This is a genomic window from Lysobacter sp. 5GHs7-4 (assembly GCF_021284765.1).
GTDB lineage: Bacteria > Pseudomonadota > Gammaproteobacteria > Xanthomonadales > Xanthomonadaceae > Lysobacter.
On sequence record NZ_CP089924.1, the window covers coordinates 4,373,544 to 4,393,674 of the forward strand.

The following is a 20,131-nucleotide window of genomic DNA, read 5'->3' on the forward strand; positions in this document are numbered from 1 at the left end:
CGCCGCGGACGCGCCCCGCATCGCCGGCATGAACGGCTCCCAGGACCGCACCGGGCTGCGCAACATGCAGCAGTTGATCCAGCTGCGCTGGATCGCGGTGGTCGGACAGGTCGTCACCATCTTCGTCGTCCATTACGGCATCGGCATCGCCCTGCCGCTGGCGGCGATGTGCGCGGTGCTGGCGGGACTGGTCGCGTTCAATCTCGGCAGCCAGCTGTGGTGGAAGCGCCGCGCGCAGGTCTCCAACCGCGCCATGCTGGTCGGCCTGCTGGTGGACGTGCTGTCGCTGAGCATCCAGCTCTACCTCAGCGGCGGCATCACCAACCCCTTCGTCTTCCTCTACCTGCTGCAGGTGGTGCTGGGCACGGTGCTGCTGCGCTCGCCGGCCAACTGGATCATCGCCGCCGCGGCCGGCCTGTGCTTCACCGCGCTGGCGGTGTCGCCGACGCCGCTGCGGATCGCGGTCGAACCCGGCCGCGGCCTGGCCGACCATTACGTGCAGGGCCTGCTGATCTGCTTCCTGTTGGTGGCGGCGTTGCTGGTGGTGTTCATCACCCGCATCGGCCGCATTCTGCGCGAGCGCGACGCGCGCCTGGCCGAGCTGCGCCAGCGCGCCGCCGAGGAAGAGCACATCGTGCGCATGGGCCTGCTCGCCTCCGGTGCCGCGCACGAGTTGGGCACGCCCTTGTCCACGCTGTCGGTGATCCTAGGCGACTGGCAGCACCTGCCCACCATCGCCTCGGAAACCGAACTGCACCACGACGTGGCCGAGATGCTGGCCCAGGTCGCGCGCTGCAAGTCCATCGTCACCCATATCCTGCTGTCGGCGGGCGAGACGCGCGGCGAATCGCCGGTCGAAACCACGCTGCACGAGTTGCTCGACGATCTGGCGGCGGAGTGGCGTGCGGCGCGCGCGCCGGAGTCGTTCCGCTACCAGCGCCATTGCGAGGACGACCCGCGTATCGTCTCCGACGACGGCCTGCGGCAGATGGTGTTCAACGTGCTCGACAACGCGCTGGAAGCCTCGCCATCGTGGCTGGCGCTGGACGCCGACTGCCGCGACGGTCAGCTGGTGATCGAAGTCAGCGATGCCGGCCCGGGCTTCTCCGCCGAGATCCTCGAACGCCTGGGCACGCCCTACAACAGCAGCAAGGGCCGCCCGGGCGGCGGCCTGGGCTTGTTCCTTTCGGTCAACGTCGCCCGCACACTGGGCGGCAGGCTCACCGCGCGCAACCGCCCGCAGGGCGGCGCGGTGGTCACCCTGACCCTGCCGCTGTCGGCCATAGCCATCGAGGAGCACGACGATGACGAATGAACATCGGCTGCTGATCGTCGAGGACGACACCACCTTCGCGCGCACATTGGTGCGCTCGTTCGAGCGCCGCGGCTACAGCGTGCGCCACCTGCCCGGCGAAGCCGGGTTGCCGGCGCTGCTGGAGGAGTTCGCACCCAGCCACGCCGTGGTCGATCTCAAGTTGGCCGCCAACGCGTCGGGCCTGTCCTGCGTCAAGCACCTGCACGCCTTCGACCCCGAGATGCTGATCGTGGTGCTGACCGGCTACGCCAGCATCGCCACCGCGGTGGAGGCGATCAAGCTGGGCGCGCGCCACTACCTGGCCAAGCCTTCGAATACCGACGACATCGAGGCCGCGTTCCAGCGCGCCACCGGCGACGCCGAGGTCGAGCTGACCGGCCGCACCACCTCGATCAAGACCCTGGAGTGGGAGCACATCCACGAAGTCCTGGCCGAAAGCGACTTCAACATCTCCGAGGCCGCGCGCCGGCTGGGCCTGCATCGGCGCACCCTGGCGCGCAAGCTGGAGAAGCGGCGCATCAAGTAAGCGCGGCCGGGCGCCCGCTTGACTGTCGAGGACGGCGCCACAAGGATGGCGGGCCTAAGGAGACAGTTCGATGTCAGACCCCGCGACGGACCCGCACCCTCTGATCCAGCGTTGGCGCCACGGCGACCCGGCCGCGCTGGAATCGCTGCTGCCGCTGATCTACGCCGACCTGCGCGCGATCGCCGCGCGCGAGTTGCGCGGGCACCGCGGCCACGACACCTTGCAGCCCACGGCGCTGGTCAACGACGTGTTCGTGCGCTTGCTGGGCCAGGAAAGCGTCGCCTTCGATAACGTCGCGCATCTGTTCAACGCGGCGGCGAAGATCATGCGCCAGATCCTCGTCGATCGCGCGCGCAAGGCGGCCAGCGAGAAACACGGCGGCGCCTGGCGACGCGACGATTTCACCGAGGCGCTGCAGCTGCCGATCCCTCAGGAAACCTATCTGCCGGACCTCGATGCCGCGCTGGTGGCATTGGAACAGCTCGATGCGCGCATGGCCAAAGTGGTGGAGCTGCGCTACTTCGTCGGCCTGAGCGTGCCCGAGGTCGCACGACTGCTCGAACTGGACGAACGCACCGTGTATCGCGACTGGGCCGCGGCGCGCGCCTGGCTGCGCGATCGCCTGGAAACCTGATGTCAGGGTAGCGGGCCGTAAGCCGTAACCCGCTTCAACCTCCCGCATTCCGACCGAACGGACCCGCGCGCCGATGAACGCTCTCGACTCCGCGGCGCTGCCCTTGCTGCGCCGGCTGATGGACGCCCCCGCCGACCAGCGCGAAGCATTGCTGGAAGCGGCGTGCGCGACCCAACCCGAACTCGCGCAGCGCGTTCGCGCGCTGCTATCGCGTCTGGACGAAGGCGACGCCGGCACCGACGAGATCGGCGGAACGGAAATCGGTCCCTACCGCCTGCTGCGGCGCATCGGCCAAGGCGGCATGGGCGAGGTTTTTCTCGCCGAGCGCGCCGACGGCGCCTGGCAGCGGCAGGTGGCCTTGAAGCGGATCTGGGGCGGATTCTCGCCGCTGACCGAGCGCTTCCTGCGCGAGCGCAAGGTATTGGCGCGCCTGCAGCATCCGCATATCGCGCAGTTGCTGGACGGCGGCCTCACCCACGGCGGCCATCCCTGGTTCGCGATGGAGTACGTTCCCGGCGACACCATCACCCAGTGGTGCGACCGCCTCAAGGCCACGCTGGAGCAACGCATCGCCCTGTTCCGTCAGGTCTGCGCAGCGGTGCAGTTCGCCCATGGCCACCTGGTCGTGCATCGCGACATCAAACCCGCCAACGTCCTCGTCGACCCGGCCGGTCAAGTGAAGCTGCTGGATTTCGGCATCGCCAAACTGCTGGACGAGGCCGACCCGACCCAGACCCAGACGCGCTCGATGACGCCCGCCTGGGCCGCGCCCGAGCAGCGCCGCGGCGAGGCGGTCACCACCGCCACGGACGTGTACCAGTTGGGCCTGTTGCTGCAGGCCTTGCTGATCGGCTCGCAGGCACGTCACACCGAGGCGCCATCGCGCCTGGGCCAGCGCTGGGCCAACCTGCTGCGCGACGAGCCCACTGCCGCGACCGACATCGCCGCTGCGCGCGCCCTGAGCCCCTCGCGCCTGGCCACGCGTCTGCATGGCGATCTGGAACGCATCGTCGCCCACGCCACCGCGGCGGACCCTCGCGAGCGCTACCCCAGCGCCGAAGCGCTGGCCGACGACTTGCAGCGCTGGGCGCAGCACCTGCCGATCCGCGCGCGCGGCCACGAACGCGGCTATCGCCTGCGCCGCCTGCTGCGCCGCCGCTGGCCCGTGTTCGCGGCCGTCGCGGCCGGCGTGGTCTTCGCCGTCTTCCACATTTACAGCCTGGATCGCCAGCTCGAACGCACCGAGCGCGAGCGCGAGAAGGCCCGCGCCGTGGCCGACTACTTCGTCAGTCTGTTCCGCAGCACCACGCCGAAAGCGGCGACCCGCGGCGAAGTCACCGCACGCGAACTGCTCGACGGCGGCATGAAGCAGTTGCAGGACCAGCAAGACCAGACCCACTCGCCGCAAGCCCTGGCCGCGTTGTTGCACGCCTCCGGCCAGGTCTATACCGATCTGGGCATGCCCACGCAGGCGCGCGACGCTTACGCGCGCGCCGTCGCCTCGCTGCGCGACCAGGACGATCCGCTGGCCCTGGCCGATGCCTTGCGCGGTCTGGCCACCGCGCACTACGGGCTGGGTCAGCCCAAGCCCTTCCTGCGGTACAGCGAACAGGCCGCGCAGGTGCTCGAGCGCGCCGGTGCGACACAGGACCCCTTGTATCCGCGCCTGCTCGGCAATATCGGCATCGGTCACTTCGCCCTGGGCGACAAGCCCCGCGGCTGGACCTATCTGGAGCGCAGCCTGGCATTGCTGGAAGTCGGCGGCGCGGCAACGCGCAAGGACCACGTGCGCGCACTGGTCAACAGCGGCGGCATCGCGCTCACCGACGGCGACGCGGCCAAGGCCTATCCTCTGTTGCTCAAGGCCGACACGCTGGTGCAGCAGCTGACGCCGCGCAATCCGGACGAAGAACTGCTGATCGGCCGCAACCTGGCGTTCGCCGCCTTGCAGACCCAACGCCTGGACGAAGCCCTGCGCCGCTACGACCGCATGGTCGCGCGTTCGCTGGAATTCCACGGCGAAGAGCACCCGGCGTCGGTCTCCGCACTGCTGGGTCGTGGCGAAACGCGCCTGGCGCGCGGCGAATGGGCGCTGGCCGAACACGACCTGGACCGCGCGCGCCGCCTGTCGGCAAAGCGCAACGCCGAAGGTCACGGCCAGTTGCTCGACATCGACGGCCTGCGCGCCGTCGCCTGGCTGCAGCGCGGCAAGCTCGCGCAAGCCATCGCGGCGCTGCAGGCCAACGCCGCCCAGCGCGCCGACGAAGCCATCGTCGAATCGCAACCGCGCTTCGAACAAGTCGCGCTGGAGCGTGCGCGCTGCGGCAGCGCGGACCGCCGCCTGGAACTCGCCGCCGCGCTGCGCCAACTGGAGGCGATGCCCAACCGCACCGCCTGGCACGGCCCCCTGAGCCGGCGCTGGGTCGCCGAATGCCAGGCGCGAGTGCAGAACCCGCGCTGAGCACCAGGCGCCATCCGGTCATGGGGCGATCGAAGGTCGAAAACACCCGCTTCTAGATTTCTTCCAAGTCGATGTCAGGGTTCGGCCCGCCCGCTCGTACAGGGATAGGCACGGCCGCCATCGGACGTGCCCGCGTCCCACATCACTCAAGGAAGGAAACGAACTCATGAATGCCATCCACACCGTCACCGCGCTGGCCGCCACGCTGTGCGCGATGCTTGCGCCCCTGACCGGCGACGCTGCCGCATTGCCGGCCAATCCGGCATCGGCCGCCATACGCCAGGCCATGCAGCGGGATCTGGGCCTCAAGCCCACGCAGGTGTCGACCTACCTGGCCACCGAACACCGCGCGTTGCGCGCGCAGGCCGAAGCCAAGGCCGCGCTCGGCGCACATTACGCCGGCGCCTGGCTGGAACGCGATGCCGCGGGCGACTTCCGCCTGATCGTGGGCACCACCGATAGCAAGTCGGCCAGCCGCATGCCGAAGATCGGCGACGAACTGCGCCTGCAGCGCCACAGCCTGGCCGCGCTGGACGCGGCGCAAACGCAATTGAACCAGGCCCATCGCCAGCCGACCGCGGGCGCGATGCGCAACGACGGCCCGCGCGTGCAGTCCTGGGGCGTGGACCTGCCCAACAACCGCATCGAGCTCACCATCGACCCCGGCGCCGAAGAGGCCGCGATCGACCTGATCGCGCGCAGCGGCATCGACGCCAAGATGGTGCGCATCGTCACCTCCGCCAAGCGTCCCCGGCCGCAGCACGACCTGCGCGGCGGCGATATTTACCTTACGCCCGGCAGCGGCTGCTCGATGGGTTTCTCGGCCTTCCGCGGCAACACGCCCGGCTTCGTGACGGCGGGCCATTGCGCCCCGGCCAACACCCCCGTGCGCGGCCCCAACGACTCCCCCATCGGCCATTTCGCGTTCTCCACGTTCCCCGTCGCCGACCACGCCTGGGTGCAGAACACGCAGCCCAACCTGTGGCACATCCTGCCCTGGGTCAACAACTATGTCGGCGGCGATATCGACGTGCTCGGCGGCTTCGAAGCGCCGGTGGGCGCGGTGATATGCCGCTCGGGCGACTACACCGGCTACCGCTGCGGCACCGTGCAGGCCAAGAACTGGACGGTCGATTACGGTCCGGGGTACGGCAAGGTCAAGAACCTGACCAAATCCAATGCCTGCTCCGGCTACGGCGACTCGGGCGGCGCGGTGATCACGCCCAGCGCCGAGGCTCAGGGCGTGCATTCCGGCGGCGACCTCTTCGACGGCCGCAACGACAACTGCGGCGATCCGGCGCCGGTGAGCTACTTCCAACCGCTGCAGCCCATCCTCAACGCCTACGACCTGGTGCTACGCACCGTGCCCAACTGCGGCCGCCTCAACCCGCGCGACTGGCGCGAGACCAACGGCACCCTCACCTCCTGCGACCGGCGATTCACGCTGGCGATCCAGGGCGACGGCAACCTGGTGCTATACAAGCAGAACGTCGGCGCGATCTGGGCCAACCACGTCTACGGCAGCGGCCACACCCTGCACATGCAGACCGACGGCAACCTGACCGTGCGCGACAGCGCCAACCAGGTGCGCTGGGCCAGCAACACCGGCGGCAATCGCGGCGCGGTGCTGATGGTGCAGAACGACGGCAATGTGGTGGTGTACGACTACCAGCGTAAGCCGTTGTGGAGCACCGGCACCGCCGGTCGCTGATAGCGATGCGGGCGGCGCCGGAGGGCGCCGCCCGCACTGAACGGAAATCGAACCATCTAATGCCGGAATCGGTAGGCGGCACTACTTCGTGAATCAGCTCGAACGTCCCGCTATGTAAGCCACACTGCGCTCATACGAAGCATCCGCATCGACTCGCGTGATATCGGAAAGGCGCAACCATAGCTTGCTGCGATCCCGACTGGAATAGGTTCCGAAGGTGTCTAGGATCAACGACTCCGCATCCAGCTCTGCGATCTTTCCAATGAAGGTTTCCGCCCCATTCATCCGTTCAGCAAGGACATTCACGTAGCCGAACGTCGAGCACACCGATTCCAACACCGACTGCAACGAATCGATGGCGAGCGCAGGCGCGGTGGGCTTGGAACCGGCCGCGTCTACAAGCATGGAAATGGCCTGACGTTCGTTGCCTTCCCAGCGGATCCGGGTGATGTCGCTACGGAAGCAGACCACAATGCCATTGGCTAGTCCGGCCTCGGTGAAAAGGCTGAGGTAGACGAGATCCTCGGAGTAGTCGGTAATGACACCGGTCAGCGACTCGCCGCTTAGATCGTCTCGATACAGATCCACCAAGGCTTGGCTCTTCTTCAGCTGCTGCAGCATCTTCTGCATCGCGCGCATGGGGTATTCCGAAAGGATTTGGCTCCTATTCTTGTATCGATGACCGGGGTTTTCAGGTTTCGATGACAGATCACTGCGACTTGGAAGATCGAACGGAATGCAACGAGGTCTCGCTATAACGAGGGCGGCAGGGCCATACCGCATCGTTCGCACCTTGGAACGGTTCGTGCGACCGCCATGGCTGGCACCGTCGCATGGCTAGGCTTAAGGTCTGTAACAGCGGAATCGATGCCGCAAGTCCCAGGAACGCCATGACCGTCGCGACTGTCCACGCCACCACCCAACCCACACCCTATGTGGTCACCTTCCTCGACCACCGCGGCCACACCTGGCAGGCCGACGAGCCGGCCGACCTCGGCGGCGGCGACACCGCGCCCACGCCCGACCACCTGCTGCTGTCCAGCCTGGGCGCCTGCACCGCCATCACCGTACGCATGTATGCCGTGCGTAAGCAGTGGCCGCTGGCCGGCGTCGAAGTCGCGCTGCGCTTCAACCCGGACGGCAAGCCCGCCGCCGGCACCGATATCGAGCGCAAGATCACTCTGCTGGGCGAACTGACGGACGAACAACGCGAGCGGCTGCTGCAGATCGCCAACGCGTGCCCGATTCATAAGGTGCTGACGGGTGAGGTGCGGATCGCGACGGCATTGCAGGACTGAGCTCGCACCGAGCGGCCGAGTGTATGCAGTGGTGCGCGATGGCCCGTTGGCTGACCGGTTGCAGCGGCGCGTCCAATCCTTTCGGTGCTCATAGGTGCGGCCCGTGTAGCGATCAACCCCGCACAAGAAGGCCCGACGCACGCAGTGGAACGTTCCCGCTTGGCCGGGTGGAATCAGCGATGCGGGTGCTTGGGTCACGGACCCAGCATCGCGCCAGTGCCATTGGCGCACAGCCAGGGATTTCTGATGCTGGGCGCAAGAGAGCTACGGAACTGCGGCGTCCTAGTCATCTCCGAACTGTGGGTGTCCCAGTTCCCGCGATTTCGTATCCGCAATTCCGATTCTTATATTGCCCTAAATTAAAACCGAATCTTAGCGCTTGACTTTGGATATCTGGTCATCCCAGTAACCTATCGAACGGGGCATCGTCAAATCGACATCACCTGACTTCTCAAACGAAAGTACACCCACAAGCTTTCCCGCCATCACCTTTGCACGCAGCTTGCACCCAGCACCAGAACGTAATACGAAACTGGCGGAGAGCACGCCATCCTTATCAACCGCCGCATCTGAAACAACGACATCCGTAACCTCTCCCTCGGCGAGTTGAAGTATTGCCTTGTAGCCATTGACCACGGGAATGATCTGTATTTCGTATCCGGACAGGTCGCCGCTCTCACTGTTGTACTTAATAGAGGAATATGTTCCAGCAATGCCCCCCTTGGCCATAACCATTAGCGGCAAAGCAAACAAAGCTGAAACCACGCAAAGAAAACTAATTTTGCGAGCATGTGCAATCATCAGCCGTTCCCTCTTGATATCTACGTTGCGCGTCAGGAATCCGTATAGCGCGATCGCCTGGGTCGCGATAAAAATGAACATTGTCCGGGTTATTGAAGTATCCGCCCCATGCAAGACCAACAGCATACGCATTGGCGAGCACAATCTTACGCTCAGCCGCATTAAGCTGTGAATTCCAGTGGACGTCCATCGCGAAACCCGCCTCATGCAGGCTATTCCCGGCCGGCGCGGGTGTGGTTGCATTCCTGTTATTTAAACGAGCCTGCGCCTCTGTCGGCCTGAATCCCGACGAGAATGGCGTGTCGATCCCGTAGAGTTGGTTCAAGGCATGCCATTCAGAGACATAGGGCGAAAACTCGGTATCTAGGTAGCCATCATAGTCGCCGAGTGTGAAGCGGCATAACTCAAGTCCGAATGGATCATATGCCTGCAAGGGAGCTCCAGAAACGTAAGCGTAAGAGCTGATGCCACCCTTCAGCCCGATCGGATCGCTCTGCACATACCGCCCACTAGCGGCATCGTAATCCCGGAAATAGTTGTAATTCAGTCCGCTAGCCGCGTCATACCGCTGCCCCGGGAACCGCATGTCCAGCACGAACGCCGTGCTGTCCAGGTCCGGGTCCTGGTTCGGCGGGCTGTTGCCGAAGGCTTCGTTCTGTAGGGCCCAGGTCCAGATCGCGACGTCGCGGGTGCGGTCGATGACCGCGCGCGGGGTGCCCAGGTGGTCGGGTTCGATGTAGTGGAGTTTCTGGTTGGCACCGCTTCCGGCCAGCAGGCCGACCGGCAGGTCGTCCAGCCAGATCGCTTGCTGTAGGACAACGCCGTAGGTGTCGTAGTCGCCCAGCCAACGGCCGGATTCGTCGTAGACGGTGTAGGTGTTCACTGCCGGAGTGCCGCCGCTGCCGTCGGGATTGCTGGCGACGGCTGGGATGGTCGATAGCACGCGCTCGCCCAGTGCGTTGTACGAATAGCTGCGCACGATCGTGCCGCTCTGCTGCACGCTGCGCAGGCGGTCGTCTTCGCCGTAGTTGAACTGCTGGGTCGCCCCGCCGATGGCGATGGTGTTGCCGACGCCGTCGTGCGTGTGCGCCACACCATGCTGCAGGTGGGTGTGTTTGCCGGTGGCGTCGTCGAAACAGGGGTCAGAGTGGGCTTTCTAGAAAGTCCACTCTGACCCCTGTTTCCGGCGACCCGCTGGGCAACCGACATCTCCCTTGCTTAGACCGTCGAAGACGCCAGCTGACGACTACCTATGAAACCCTGGGCGGTTCAAGGCTGGTTGGCAGAGATATGGCAGGCCACCACATTGTTGGCAAGGCGAATGGCCTCAGCTTGCGCGGCAGCGTCCTTTTGGTCATAACCAATGCTCACCAGGTTGTTCCCTCCGCCCTCAAAGTCGGAGACAACTATCGTCCTCTCCCCTTCCAAGGCTGCGGTTCGAATGCGCCGAGGTGGCGAGGTAGTGGGGACATCCTCGAGGATGGTTCCCGGCCACATATCGAATTTACCGACTTGGATGCTCAATTTTATATTTCCAGGCATAGTTACTTCGCCACTCGTTGGCTGATGAGGGCTTAGCATCCCGTTACGAAGCTCAGCTCGCCAGAGACCTTTGTAACGCACACAGACACCAAAGTAAGAACTTAATGGGAAAAGCTCCCCATTAACTGAAAGCAGGTCTGAATTGCTAAGCTTAGCCTGAGGTGGAATTTCCGCCTTGGACGGTTCCCCTTTCGAAGACGAGCCGCACCCAACAAGAAAAAAAACGACTAGAAAAGCATTCAGTAAAGTTACCATTCGCATCCGCAGCTCCCCCATTTGCCATGGTCTACTTTTAGACCTTGAAGAAGTAATTCGACATCTAACTGCGACACCACAAAGGCCGGACCAGCGCCGTCCCTTCTAGCCATTACGGTGTTTCGACCCGGTCGCCCCTCAACATTTCCGGGAAACCCAAGGAGATCGTGGCCCACCTCATGAGCGTAGACAGACCAATCGAAGGTTGTCCAAGACCGGCCGTCACCAGGATTTGGCACGTGCCAACTGTTCATGGTTATAGCGTCTCCAGGCCCAGGTACATAGTGATTTATGCGAACTCGTACGGCGTTAGGGTCCCCCCTGCCGTCTGTAATTCTTAGTCTTACGTGGTACTCCCCGACTACGCCAGTCCAGTCCTTCTGCGCCTCTCGGAACGGACGAGCTGCTGCCTCAGGAGTTACGCCTGGGCCAATTTCAAAGTTGATTGGCTGGGAGATTGCGATCTTGTTCCCATCTCTGCACACGCGCGCTCTTAAGCCAAGAAAATCAGAGCTGCTTAGGGGGGTTGCACTAGCATAACCATAAGTACTGATTCCGCCCGCCAGTCCAATCGGATCAGACTGCACATACTGCCCACTCCCGGGATCGTAATCCCGGAAGTAGTTGTAATTCAGCCCACTAGCCGCGTCATACCGCTGCCCCGGGAACCGCATGTCCAGCACGAACGCCGCGCTGTCTAGGTCCGGGTCTTGATTCGGCGGGCTGTTGCCAAACGCCTCGCCCTTCAGTTCCCAGGTCCAGATCGCCACGTCGCGGGTGCGGTCGATGACGGCGCGCGGAGTGCCCAGGTGGTCGGGTTCGATGTAGTGGAGTTTCTGGTTGGCGCCGGCGCCGGCCAGCAGGCCGACCGGCAGGTCGTCCAGCCAGATCGCTTGCTGTAGGACAACGCCGTTGGTGTCGTAGTCGCCCAGCCAACGGCCGGATTCGTCGTAGACGGTGTAGGTGTTCACTGCCGGAGTGCCGCCGCTGCCGTCGGGATTGCTGGCGACGGCTGGGATGGTCGATAGCACGCGCTCGCCCAGTGCGTTGTACGAATAGCTGCGCACGATCGTGCCGCTCTGCTGCACGCTGCGCAGGCGGTCGTCTTCGCCGTAGTTGAACTGTTTGGCCGTGCCGCCGATGGCCGTGGTGTTGCCCACGCCGTCGTAAGTACGAGCCACACCATCCACCGAGCTGAGCCGATGGCTGTTACTGGCGTATGCGAACGGCTTGGTATAGCCGCCGTGTAACAGACTGGTTCGGTTGCCGGTTGCGTCGTAGGTGTAGGTCTCGATCGGGGTACTACTGACACCGTCGCGCAGGATGGTCAGGCGGCCCAGGTTGTCGTAGTCGTAGCGGGCCAGGAACGCGCTCTGCAGGCCGTCCTTGAGTTCGGTCAGCTGGCCGGCGGCATCGTAACCGTAGTGCAGCGACAGGCCACCGCTGGCGTTGTCCTGAATCGTGGCGGGCCGGTAGTCCAGATCGTGCTGGCGCGCCAGGGTGCGGCCGTTGCCGTAGACCCAACCCACGGCCGGGCCGAACGGGGCATAGCCGGCTTGGTTGAGCAGCACCATGCGGCTGCCGCCATTCGGGGTCACGCCGACTTCGGTGATGCGGCCCTGGGCATTGCGCACGTAGTCGACCACCGCGCCGTCGGGGTAGTTGATCGACTTCACGTCGCCGGCGGCGGTGTAGGTGTAGTTCACCACAAAGAACCGACCACCGACGATCTGCATCTTGGTTTCGACCTGGCCGAAACGGTCGTAGCAGTAGCGCATCGTGGCGCCGAAGTTCTTGTTGGTGCCGGTCATGCGACCGAACGCGAACGCGGGATCGTCCCCGCAACCGGTGTTGAAGGTGTCGTACTGGTAGACGATGTCGTTGCCGCCGCTGGTGGCCAGCATCGACACCGAAGTCAGGCGATTGAGGGCGTCGTAAGCGTAGGTATGCGCCTGCGCGTCGTTGGCGTCCAGGCGGCTGCCGAGGTTGCCCGCGCTGTCGTAGGTGTACGCGGTGGTGCCGGTGTCCGGGCTGACCAGTTGGGTCACGTCGCCGAAGCCGTTGTAGGTGTAGCCGGTGTTCAAGCCCTTGGGATCGGTGACCTGGGTGACCTGATCCAGCGCGTCGTATTGATACGTGGTTTCGGCGGCGATGCCGCCCGGGTCCTGCACCGTGCGCGAGATCCGGTTGAGCGGGTCGTAATCATGATCGACCACGCGGCTGAGCGGGTCGGTGACCAGGTTGGGGTTGCCGTCCGCATCGTAGGTGGTGCCGGTGATGTGGTTGCCGGCGTCCTTGTGCTGGGTCTGCTCGCCCAGGCTGTTGTAGAGACGCGACAGCTGCCGGCGCAGCACCGCGCCGCTGTCCTTGGTCTCTTCCTTGATGCGGTTGCCGGCCTCGTCCAAGGTGTAGTGGATGGTATTGCCGGCGTTGTCGGTCACGTCGGTCAGGCGCTGCGCGGCGTTGTAGGTGAACTGGACGTAGCTGCCGTCGGGCTGGGTCAGGCGCTGGACCAGGCCGGTGGCCTCGTAGATCGCACGCGTGATGCGGTCGTCGGCTTCGCTGGCGGCATTGGGGCCGCGCACCTTGGTGGCGATCAACCAGCCGCGCGGGTGGTACTCGTAATCGGTGACCACGCCGTTGATGTCCTGCAGCGACAGCACGCGGCCTTGGGCGTCGTACTGCAGCACCTCGATGACCTGCCCAAGGGCATTGGTCGTCTTCCACAAGTCGCCCTTGCGGTGCGGGCAGGTGGCCGGTGCCGATGCGCAGCTGGTGTCATCGCTGGGGTAGTAGGCGTAGGCGGTGACGTCGTTGAGGTCGGTGCGCGGGCCATCCACCGATTTCAGCAGGCCCAGCAGCGGGCAGGTGCTGTTGCTGGCGGCCACGTCGGCGGCCTCGCAGTAGGCGTAGGCCGTGGTGCGGGTGGCGTTGGTGGCGGTGTCGCGCACGGTGATCGCGGTCGCCTGCTGGCGCGCGTTGCGGGTGATGCGGGTTTCGCGGGTGCCGGTCAGGGTCATCAGCACGCGGTTGGTCGCCAGCTCCGTGCGCTGCTCGGTGGTGCGCGCCTGCGCGGTGCCTTGGGCCTCGGTGACCGTATGCGCGCTGACCAGCAGGCCGGAGACGGCGTCGGTGAGCTCAGCGTACTGGTGCTTGGCGACCGTGCCGTTGCGGTCGGTGACGGTGTCGATGCGGCGGCGGAAGTCGGTGGTTTCGGGGTAGTAGGTGTAGCTGAGCGTGCCGACGCCGTTGTTGACGGAGGCGACTTTGCGCGGCGCGCCGCTGGGCGGCGTGGCGGTGAGGGCGTAGACGTTCTCGCGGTCGATCGCGTTGGTGGCCTTGACCGTGCCGTTGGCGTTGTAGTCGATCAGCAGGCCGCCCCCCGCGTCTTGCAGCTCGCTGAATTCCACGCGGCTCTTGGCGTCGTAGGTGTAGCTGCTCAAGCGGCGGCCGTCCTCGGCGGTGACGCCAGTCAGCAACATGGGCGCATTGGATTGGCTGTAGTGGTAGCCCAGCTGCGCGCCCCCGGGATACGTCGCCCTTTGCACTTGCCCCAGCGAGGTGTAGCCGTAGCTGGCCAGCACCGTGCCGCCGGAACTGATCGACGCCACCGGCGCGGCGCCCTTGCCCGAGGCATAGGCGAATTCCAGCGCGCGCCCGCTGCTGTGCGCGATGGTCGCCAGGCGCTTGAGCGTGTCATAGCTGTAACTCAGGAACGTGCCGTCGTCGTAGCGCTGCTCCAGCAAACGGCCTTCGGCATCGAAGGTCAGCACGCGGTCGGCGCGGTAGAGTTTCCATTGCGCACCGGAGGCGAGCAGGCGGTCGCCGCTGCCGTCGGTCGCCTCATAGGCGGCGCCGACGGGCTTGTAGGCGACGTGCGCGCCGTTGCCCTCGATCAACCCATAATGCAGCGTCGAATTGCCGCTGGCCGGGTCGATGCCGATGGCCAAGCGGATATTGTGCGAATGCGTCCAACCGCCGCCGAAGCCGCTGGCGGCCGCCGAACCGCCCGAGTGGTAGCTGCGCTGAAAGCTCACCCAACCCAGGTCGAAATCGCGCGTGGCCTCGGTCTTGGCGCCGCTGGTGGTCTGGCAGCCTTCCTCCGACGGGCACACGCGCGGCGGGTCGCTGGCATAGACCATCTCCGAGCCCGGCACGCCGGCGCAGGCCTGCTTGGCGGCGCTCCAGGCATGCACGGTGATGTTGGGGCATTGAATGGAGCGGTTGCGCAGGATCGAGCCGTTCTCGTTCGTGCTGGTGCAATTGCCGGGCGAGCCAACCGCGTAGCTGGCGGTGTAGCTGGTGTTCTCGTTCAGGCTCTGCCCGTTGTCCCAACTGCTGTCCACCTGCCAGTTCGGCGACACGGTCACCACCGTGGACGCAGGACACCCCTGCCCCGTGCTGTCCGCGTCCAGGCGCTGCTTGATCTGGTCCACGACCATCTGCAGCGTCGCGTTCGGCTGCGGCGGGTCGAGCAGGCTGTGATGGCTCCACTCGCCCACCACCGGCGGCACCCGTTCGAACTCGTACTGGTAGATCGTGCGGTCGCTCAGCACGGTCTGCTTGGTCACTTCGAAACTAAAGGGGCCGTAGGGCAGCGAGGCGGCATGCAGGCTCTCCAAGTCCTGTTGCACGGCGCGCTCGTTGGTATGCGGCCCGTTGAACGCCCACGGACTGACCCACAGCTGCCCGACCTCCTGCGCGGCGGCGGCGCCGCTCAGCCCGCACAACGACGCTAGCGCGACCGCGGCCCAGCGCATGCGCGCAGCCATGGTGCGGCGGTGGCCCATTCCTACGAAACCCATACCATCCCCTTTCCGTTGGTGGTGCTGCGGGAAATGCGGTGAACCGGTTCGGCGCATCGACGGCGGCGAAGGCGCCGCGCGCGGTCGATGGTGGTGCAGTAAAGGGCGATCAGCGCGGGCTGCGCGAGCGCGGCAGCCAGCAGCCTGCGGGCGAATTCGGACAGCGCCGCGACAAACGCGCGACGCGGGCGCACTGTGCGCCTAGCCGTTGCGACAAGGCCTGCGGCGTAGGCCGGGCCGTTCCACACTCCGTATGCATCACTGCCTAGCTCCCCTGTGGGCTGCAGCGGTTCCTGCGTGTCGCTGCGCGGGACGGGCCCGGGTGCGACGCGAAGCCAGCTTCTCCAGTGCCGATAGCGGCGTCAAGTGCCGCCACCCGCCTCGCAACTTTAGGTTTCGAACCGCTTTAAGTGTGCCGACGGATCGCAAGCCCGGGCGCAAGGTCGCGCACCTGCCTAGCGCCCGCCATGCGCCTTCAGCCACGCATCGACCCGAGTCCATCGGTTGTAGTCGACGTACCTTTGAAAGTCGCTCAGCTTCGACGGGTCCGTGCCTGCCTGTAACAACGTCAGCGCGACCTCCTCGTCCTGCGCACCACCCAATGCCGGCAAGCCGAACCGGCCGGGCGCCGACGGGTCCACGCCCTGATCCAACAGGTAACGCACCAGTTCCACATCGCCGGCCCGGGTCGCGTTGTGCAGCAGCGTGTCGCCGCTGGCCCCATGGGCCTTGAGATCGCAACCGCGCTCCGCCAACCATCGCGCGATACCCACTCCGTCTATCGACTGCTTCGGATAGGCGTACTGCTGATGCAATTGCAGAGACACCGGCACCCGCTTAGAAACCGGCTTTTCGCTATCGGCGGAAGTGTCGAGAAAGCTCAACGAGGGATACGGCCTGCCGCCCGCCGCATCCCACACACGCTGCACGGCCGCCAAGCGGCCGCCGGCAACGGCGGCGGCGAAGGCTTCGTCCAACTTGCCCGGGTCGGTGCGCCCTTGCGTTTGCAGCGCGCCGTCGGCGATCAGCGCCGTCGCCAGCGCCACGTGGCCGCGCTTCAGGGCCGTCATCACGATCGGCTCGGCCGGGCCGGCACCCCATACCGTCTCTTGGGGCGTACGGCGGGCCGGATCGGTGGGCGTACCCAGCGCGATCAGTTCCAGCAGGGCCGCTTCCTTTTGGTCGCCATCGCTCGCCACGGCGCGCGCCAGCAGATCGGCGCCGGCCGTGGAGGCGAAGTCGAAGCCTTCCGACTTCAACCGCTGCACGGCCTCGGGCGTCAACTGCAGCCACATCTGCGAGCGCGCTGCCTCGTCGACTTCGCGCTCGAACGCCGACACCGCACGCGGCATCCCCGCGCGCTCACCGACGTAGTCCTCGATGACGTGGGTCTGATCGCCCAAGGTCAGGCTCAGCACATAGGTCGGGTTGTCGGTGATGCGCGCGCGATAGCCCGTGCGCAGCGACCACAGATCCTTGGCGCGCAGGCTGTCGACCAGCGCCGCCACCCGCTCGGGCGGCACCCGATAGGCATGCCGGCCCTCCACATCGACGAAGGCACTGCCCTCGTAAACGGCTTGCCCGTCGCCGCGCAGCTCGACGCGGTAGCTGGGGCAGTCGCCGAAGCAGGGGCCACGCGTCAAGACGATACGCACTTGGTCCAACGGCACCACCGGCAGCGGGCGTCGCTGCTGCGGCCGCTCCTCTTCGGCGACATCCTCGGTCAACACCGCATCGACCGCCTGCCCGTCGCGCTGGAACGGCCGATAGCGCAGGCTTTGCAACAGCGCCCGTCGCGGCGCACTCAACGTCTGCGTCCTGCCGAACTCGTCCTGATCGCCGTAGCAAACGACGCGGCCGCCCGCATCCACCCGCACCGTCAGCTCGAAACCCCACCAGCCGCGGGGCATCGCCGTGCCATAGGGATAACGGATCGCCGGCGCATCGGATAGGCGGTGCGCGGCGACCTCCTCCGCACTGGGCGAGTACCCCATGCGCTGCGCCACCTTGCACGCCGGAATGACCGACGCCGTCGCCACGCGGGCAGACGGCGCCTGCGCCGTCGTATGCGACACCGCCAAAGCGACCACGGCCGCAAGCACCCACGCTTTCATTGCACCCCCATGAGATTCGAACCCTTGCCGCGCCTAGCCACCGCCCATCAACGCGGGCATACCACGTCCCGGAGCGAAGCCTACCCGACCGCCAGGCCTTAACCGCCCCAAAGAACGCGGCCCCTGTATGCGACAACGCCCGAGCACCGCCGGAGGGGTTAGCGGGCCTACTCAAGCTGGCGTCCCAATGAAACCACCTAGTCGTCCGATGAAGCCGGCTGGCACGGGACGCAGCTCGCATGTGCCAGAAAACACCATTGGTAAATAAAAAATACATTCCGGAAGGCGGCCAGTGCTTTCCGGAATGAGGTCTCATCCTTCCCGATAGCGCCCGATAGCTTCCGGAAGGACTCGCGCGCTTTCGCCATAGCGATCCCGCCCTTCGCGAATCGGTCGGAGGGCTTCGGGAAAGACTCATCGGCTTTCCGGAATGCGGCGAAGGCCTTCGTTTAGCCCACGGCGCTTTACGCGAATCCCCGCGCGGCCTTCCGGAAGGCCGTCGATGGCTTCGCTAAGACCGGAAAGACCTACGCGAAGCCGGCAGCGGCTTTCGCGAACTGAGCGAGCCCTTCGGCTAAGGCCACGAAGGCTAAGCGCTGGCTCAGCGCGCCTTCCCCACCCGGCCCCGCTTGCGTCCGTCCCCCTCGTCGTCCGTGCCGTAGCCCAGCTTGGCCTTCATGTCGCGCAGGGCCTGCCGCCGGTCCGGCTCGGCCAGCAAACCGAAAGCCAGGATCGCCTCGGCCAACAAGTCGTTGTCGGCGTAGAAGTAGGCGACGGAGACGCCGAGGCTGCGCGCGTGCTGCCGCACCAACACCTCAGCTTCGTAGAGCGCGGCATCGGCCTGCCTGACGTTGGCCGGATGGGATTTGTAAGCGGTGGCTCGGGGCATCGCCGACTCCTTTCGGGGTTAGATCGGATCGAGCCTAAACCATGAAGTCGAATAACCCATTTTGGGGTAGATCAAGTACGCCCCGCCGAAAATTCAAGCCTGACACAAATTGAAGGGCCCTTGGCATCAATACTCATCCTCAGGCCCGTCACTCATCCAATCGGGCTCAATCTCTCCCATGCGAATGCACTGAGTCGTGGGAACAAGCTCTACACTTTGCACCTCAGCCACCCCACTGCTTCTATCAATATCGAAAACGAGGATCGCCTCCACATCAATTTCTTCAGATATTTTGAATTGACCACCACCCATAGAGATGTATTCCCTATCGATGCCATCCCACTTTTCGAATGACGCGCTTATCTCAACGTCGGCAGACACTGTCAAGTACAGTTGCGCGGTGATTTCTCTTTCGGAAGAATCGATAACACTAAAATACTTCTTTCCTCGAAAATCCCTAACCTCCACAAGACTCAAAGAGACGTCATCTATATCAATATCATAATGAAATTGTGAATCTGCCTCGATATCAAAATCTACAACAGAAGCATTCTTGTCCAACTCCACCTGAATTAGCGATAAAACACCCTGAAAATCTTTGCCCTGCATCTTTTCGTTCAAAATATAGCTATCTGACTCAACTTGAAAGCATGACAATGCTTGCGCCAAGTCATCAACCCGAATCAACCATTTGGACCGATCACAGTAAGCCCTCCAATCGCCATCAGCGCTCACTACAATTATCTTTTTTTCACACCTTCTGCCCCACTCCTCAAGAGATGTTAGTGCAAACGCATCTGGAAATTCATTCTTCTTATCGCTCGAACTCCCAAACGGCGGGTGAGCTGAAAAGTAACGACTAATTATCTCTGCGACATCGCAAAAGCCATCTGATTTAACGACGACAGCTTCTGTGACCTCAAGAAATAGCGCCATACGACTCTCGACCGCTTCTTGAGGAGACTGCTTTTTCAGCAACCCTTCGATTGACTGGTCTTGAGCCGCTCGATCTACGTTCCAAGCGTTAGACAATTCTTTCATTGCCCTCTTCAGCTTAGCCAAGCTGTTGGTCGCATCATCAAGCAGGTTCTTCCTTACCTCTCCTACGACAATATCGCTAAGAATGAGGTTCGTAGTTGCTCCACTGAACTGGCGAAGCCTTTTCAGAACACCATGCTCGAAGCCCCAATTGCTGCCTCTGAAATAGCTTGTATCGATAGACACCCCTGCAATCTCACCACTCTCTACACGACGCCGCAGATCGCTCATTGAACCTTCAACAAGTTGTTGGCTACCTTTCACCACACTCCTCCCCAGTGAATCGTCCAATATCTCGCTGAACTGACAGCCCGCATGAACCGTCTAGAATCCAGTTCGCACACATACTTGATTGACATTGCGAAGCCTCACTCCTGGCCTTCGGCCCTGCGGCTAGCACTGGAATCAACTCGCCCCACATTTTCCGCTTGGTTTAAGAGCGAAAACTCCAGACGCGCCTCGGCCTACGATGCAGCCGCTGAATATATCGCAGAAGCTCTATTGCCATATGCTTTGCACGGCTGGCACCTAACTCGGCTTCTCGAATGGGAGGCAGAAGATATAAGACTGAATGGACTCAGAGTGTCTACACCTGACCTTTTGCATCATCGTGTTGAGAATGCCGTTACTAAGGGCCTTCTAAGTCGCGCCCATGCCAATGAGTTGCTGGCCACTCACCAAGCCGGCAGGCCAAATCGTACTGGGATGATATGGCTTGGATTCTACGAACCGCTCCCCGACG

The 20,131-nt window shown here is 64.1% G+C and carries 13 protein-coding genes and 1 pseudogene; 6 read left to right on the forward strand and 8 right to left on the reverse strand.

What is annotated here, in order from left to right:
* Nucleotides 1-28 precede the first annotated feature (28 nt).
* The 5 genes from LVB77_RS19765 to LVB77_RS19785 all read left to right on the forward strand — a co-directional run bounded on the left by LVB77_RS19765 (nucleotide 29) and on the right by LVB77_RS19785 (nucleotide 6,647).
* Nucleotides 29-1,315 carry an ATP-binding protein gene (locus LVB77_RS19765; protein ID WP_232907905.1) on the forward strand — a complete coding sequence of 429 codons (1,287 nt, stop codon included), beginning with the start codon at nucleotides 29-31 and terminating at the stop codon, nucleotides 1,313-1,315.
* Complete coding sequence (locus LVB77_RS19770) at nucleotides 1,305-1,841, forward strand: response regulator transcription factor (RefSeq protein ID WP_232907906.1); 537 nt, start codon at nucleotides 1,305-1,307, stop codon at nucleotides 1,839-1,841. Before LVB77_RS19765 ends, LVB77_RS19770 begins: the two co-directional genes overlap by 11 nt.
* A gap of 70 nt (nucleotides 1,842-1,911) precedes the next feature.
* Nucleotides 1,912-2,475 carry an ECF-type sigma factor gene (locus LVB77_RS19775; RefSeq protein ID WP_232907907.1) on the forward strand — a complete coding sequence of 188 codons (564 nt, stop codon included), beginning with the start codon at nucleotides 1,912-1,914 and terminating at the stop codon, nucleotides 2,473-2,475.
* A 73-nt stretch (nucleotides 2,476-2,548) separates the two neighbouring features.
* The gene (locus LVB77_RS19780; RefSeq protein WP_232907908.1) at nucleotides 2,549-4,936 is read left to right on the forward strand and encodes a serine/threonine-protein kinase; all 2,388 of its coding nucleotides are present in this window, start codon (nucleotides 2,549-2,551) and stop codon (nucleotides 4,934-4,936) included.
* 166 nt (nucleotides 4,937-5,102) lie between these two features.
* A complete protein-coding gene (locus tag LVB77_RS19785; protein ID WP_232907909.1) occupies nucleotides 5,103-6,647 on the forward strand; it encodes an alpha-lytic protease prodomain-containing protein in 1,545 nt (514 codons plus the stop codon).
* 93 nt (nucleotides 6,648-6,740) lie between these two features.
* Here LVB77_RS19785 and LVB77_RS19790 read toward each other — a convergent pair whose 3' ends face one another.
* Nucleotides 6,741-7,286 (reverse strand): hypothetical protein, encoded by a 546-nt coding sequence (locus LVB77_RS19790; RefSeq protein WP_232907910.1) that lies wholly within the window; start codon nucleotides 7,284-7,286, stop codon nucleotides 6,741-6,743.
* Nucleotides 7,287-7,537: 251 nt separating this feature from the next.
* Between LVB77_RS19790 and LVB77_RS19795 the strand changes: the two genes are divergently transcribed.
* Complete coding sequence (locus tag LVB77_RS19795) at nucleotides 7,538-7,945, forward strand: OsmC family protein (RefSeq protein ID WP_232907911.1); 408 nt, start codon at nucleotides 7,538-7,540, stop codon at nucleotides 7,943-7,945.
* Nucleotides 7,946-8,317: 372 nt separating this feature from the next.
* Here the strand turns inward: LVB77_RS19795 and LVB77_RS19800 are convergent, their stop codons facing one another.
* The 7 genes and pseudogenes from LVB77_RS19800 to LVB77_RS19830 all read right to left on the reverse strand — a co-directional run bounded on the left by LVB77_RS19800 (nucleotide 8,318) and on the right by LVB77_RS19830 (nucleotide 19,653).
* Entirely contained in the window at nucleotides 8,318-8,746 is a 429-nt protein-coding gene (locus LVB77_RS19800; protein WP_232907912.1) for a hypothetical protein, read from the reverse strand.
* Between the two features lie 427 nt (nucleotides 8,747-9,173).
* Nucleotides 9,174-9,842 (reverse strand): annotated as a pseudogene (locus LVB77_RS19805) (RHS repeat-associated core domain-containing protein); the annotation flags it as partial.
* Nucleotides 9,843-10,015: 173 nt separating this feature from the next.
* A complete protein-coding gene (locus LVB77_RS19810; protein ID WP_232907913.1) occupies nucleotides 10,016-10,270 on the reverse strand; it encodes a hypothetical protein in 255 nt (84 codons plus the stop codon).
* Nucleotides 10,271-10,536: 266 nt separating this feature from the next.
* Nucleotides 10,537-15,348 carry an RHS repeat-associated core domain-containing protein gene (locus tag LVB77_RS19815; RefSeq protein WP_232907914.1) on the reverse strand — a complete coding sequence of 1,604 codons (4,812 nt, stop codon included), beginning with the start codon at nucleotides 15,346-15,348 and terminating at the stop codon, nucleotides 10,537-10,539.
* Nucleotides 15,349-15,803: 455 nt separating this feature from the next.
* Nucleotides 15,804-17,462: a DUF6438 domain-containing protein gene (locus LVB77_RS19820; protein ID WP_232907915.1), complete on the reverse strand. Its 1,659-nt coding sequence runs from the start codon at nucleotides 17,460-17,462 to the stop codon at nucleotides 15,804-15,806.
* Between the two features lie 601 nt (nucleotides 17,463-18,063).
* Entirely contained in the window at nucleotides 18,064-18,351 is a 288-nt protein-coding gene (locus tag LVB77_RS19825) for a hypothetical protein (RefSeq protein ID WP_232907916.1), read from the reverse strand.
* A 126-nt stretch (nucleotides 18,352-18,477) separates the two neighbouring features.
* Nucleotides 18,478-19,653, reverse strand: coding sequence for a PIN domain-containing protein (locus LVB77_RS19830; RefSeq protein ID WP_232907917.1), 1,176 nt, complete (start codon nucleotides 19,651-19,653; stop codon nucleotides 18,478-18,480).
* Between the last annotated feature and the right edge of the window lie 478 nt (nucleotides 19,654-20,131).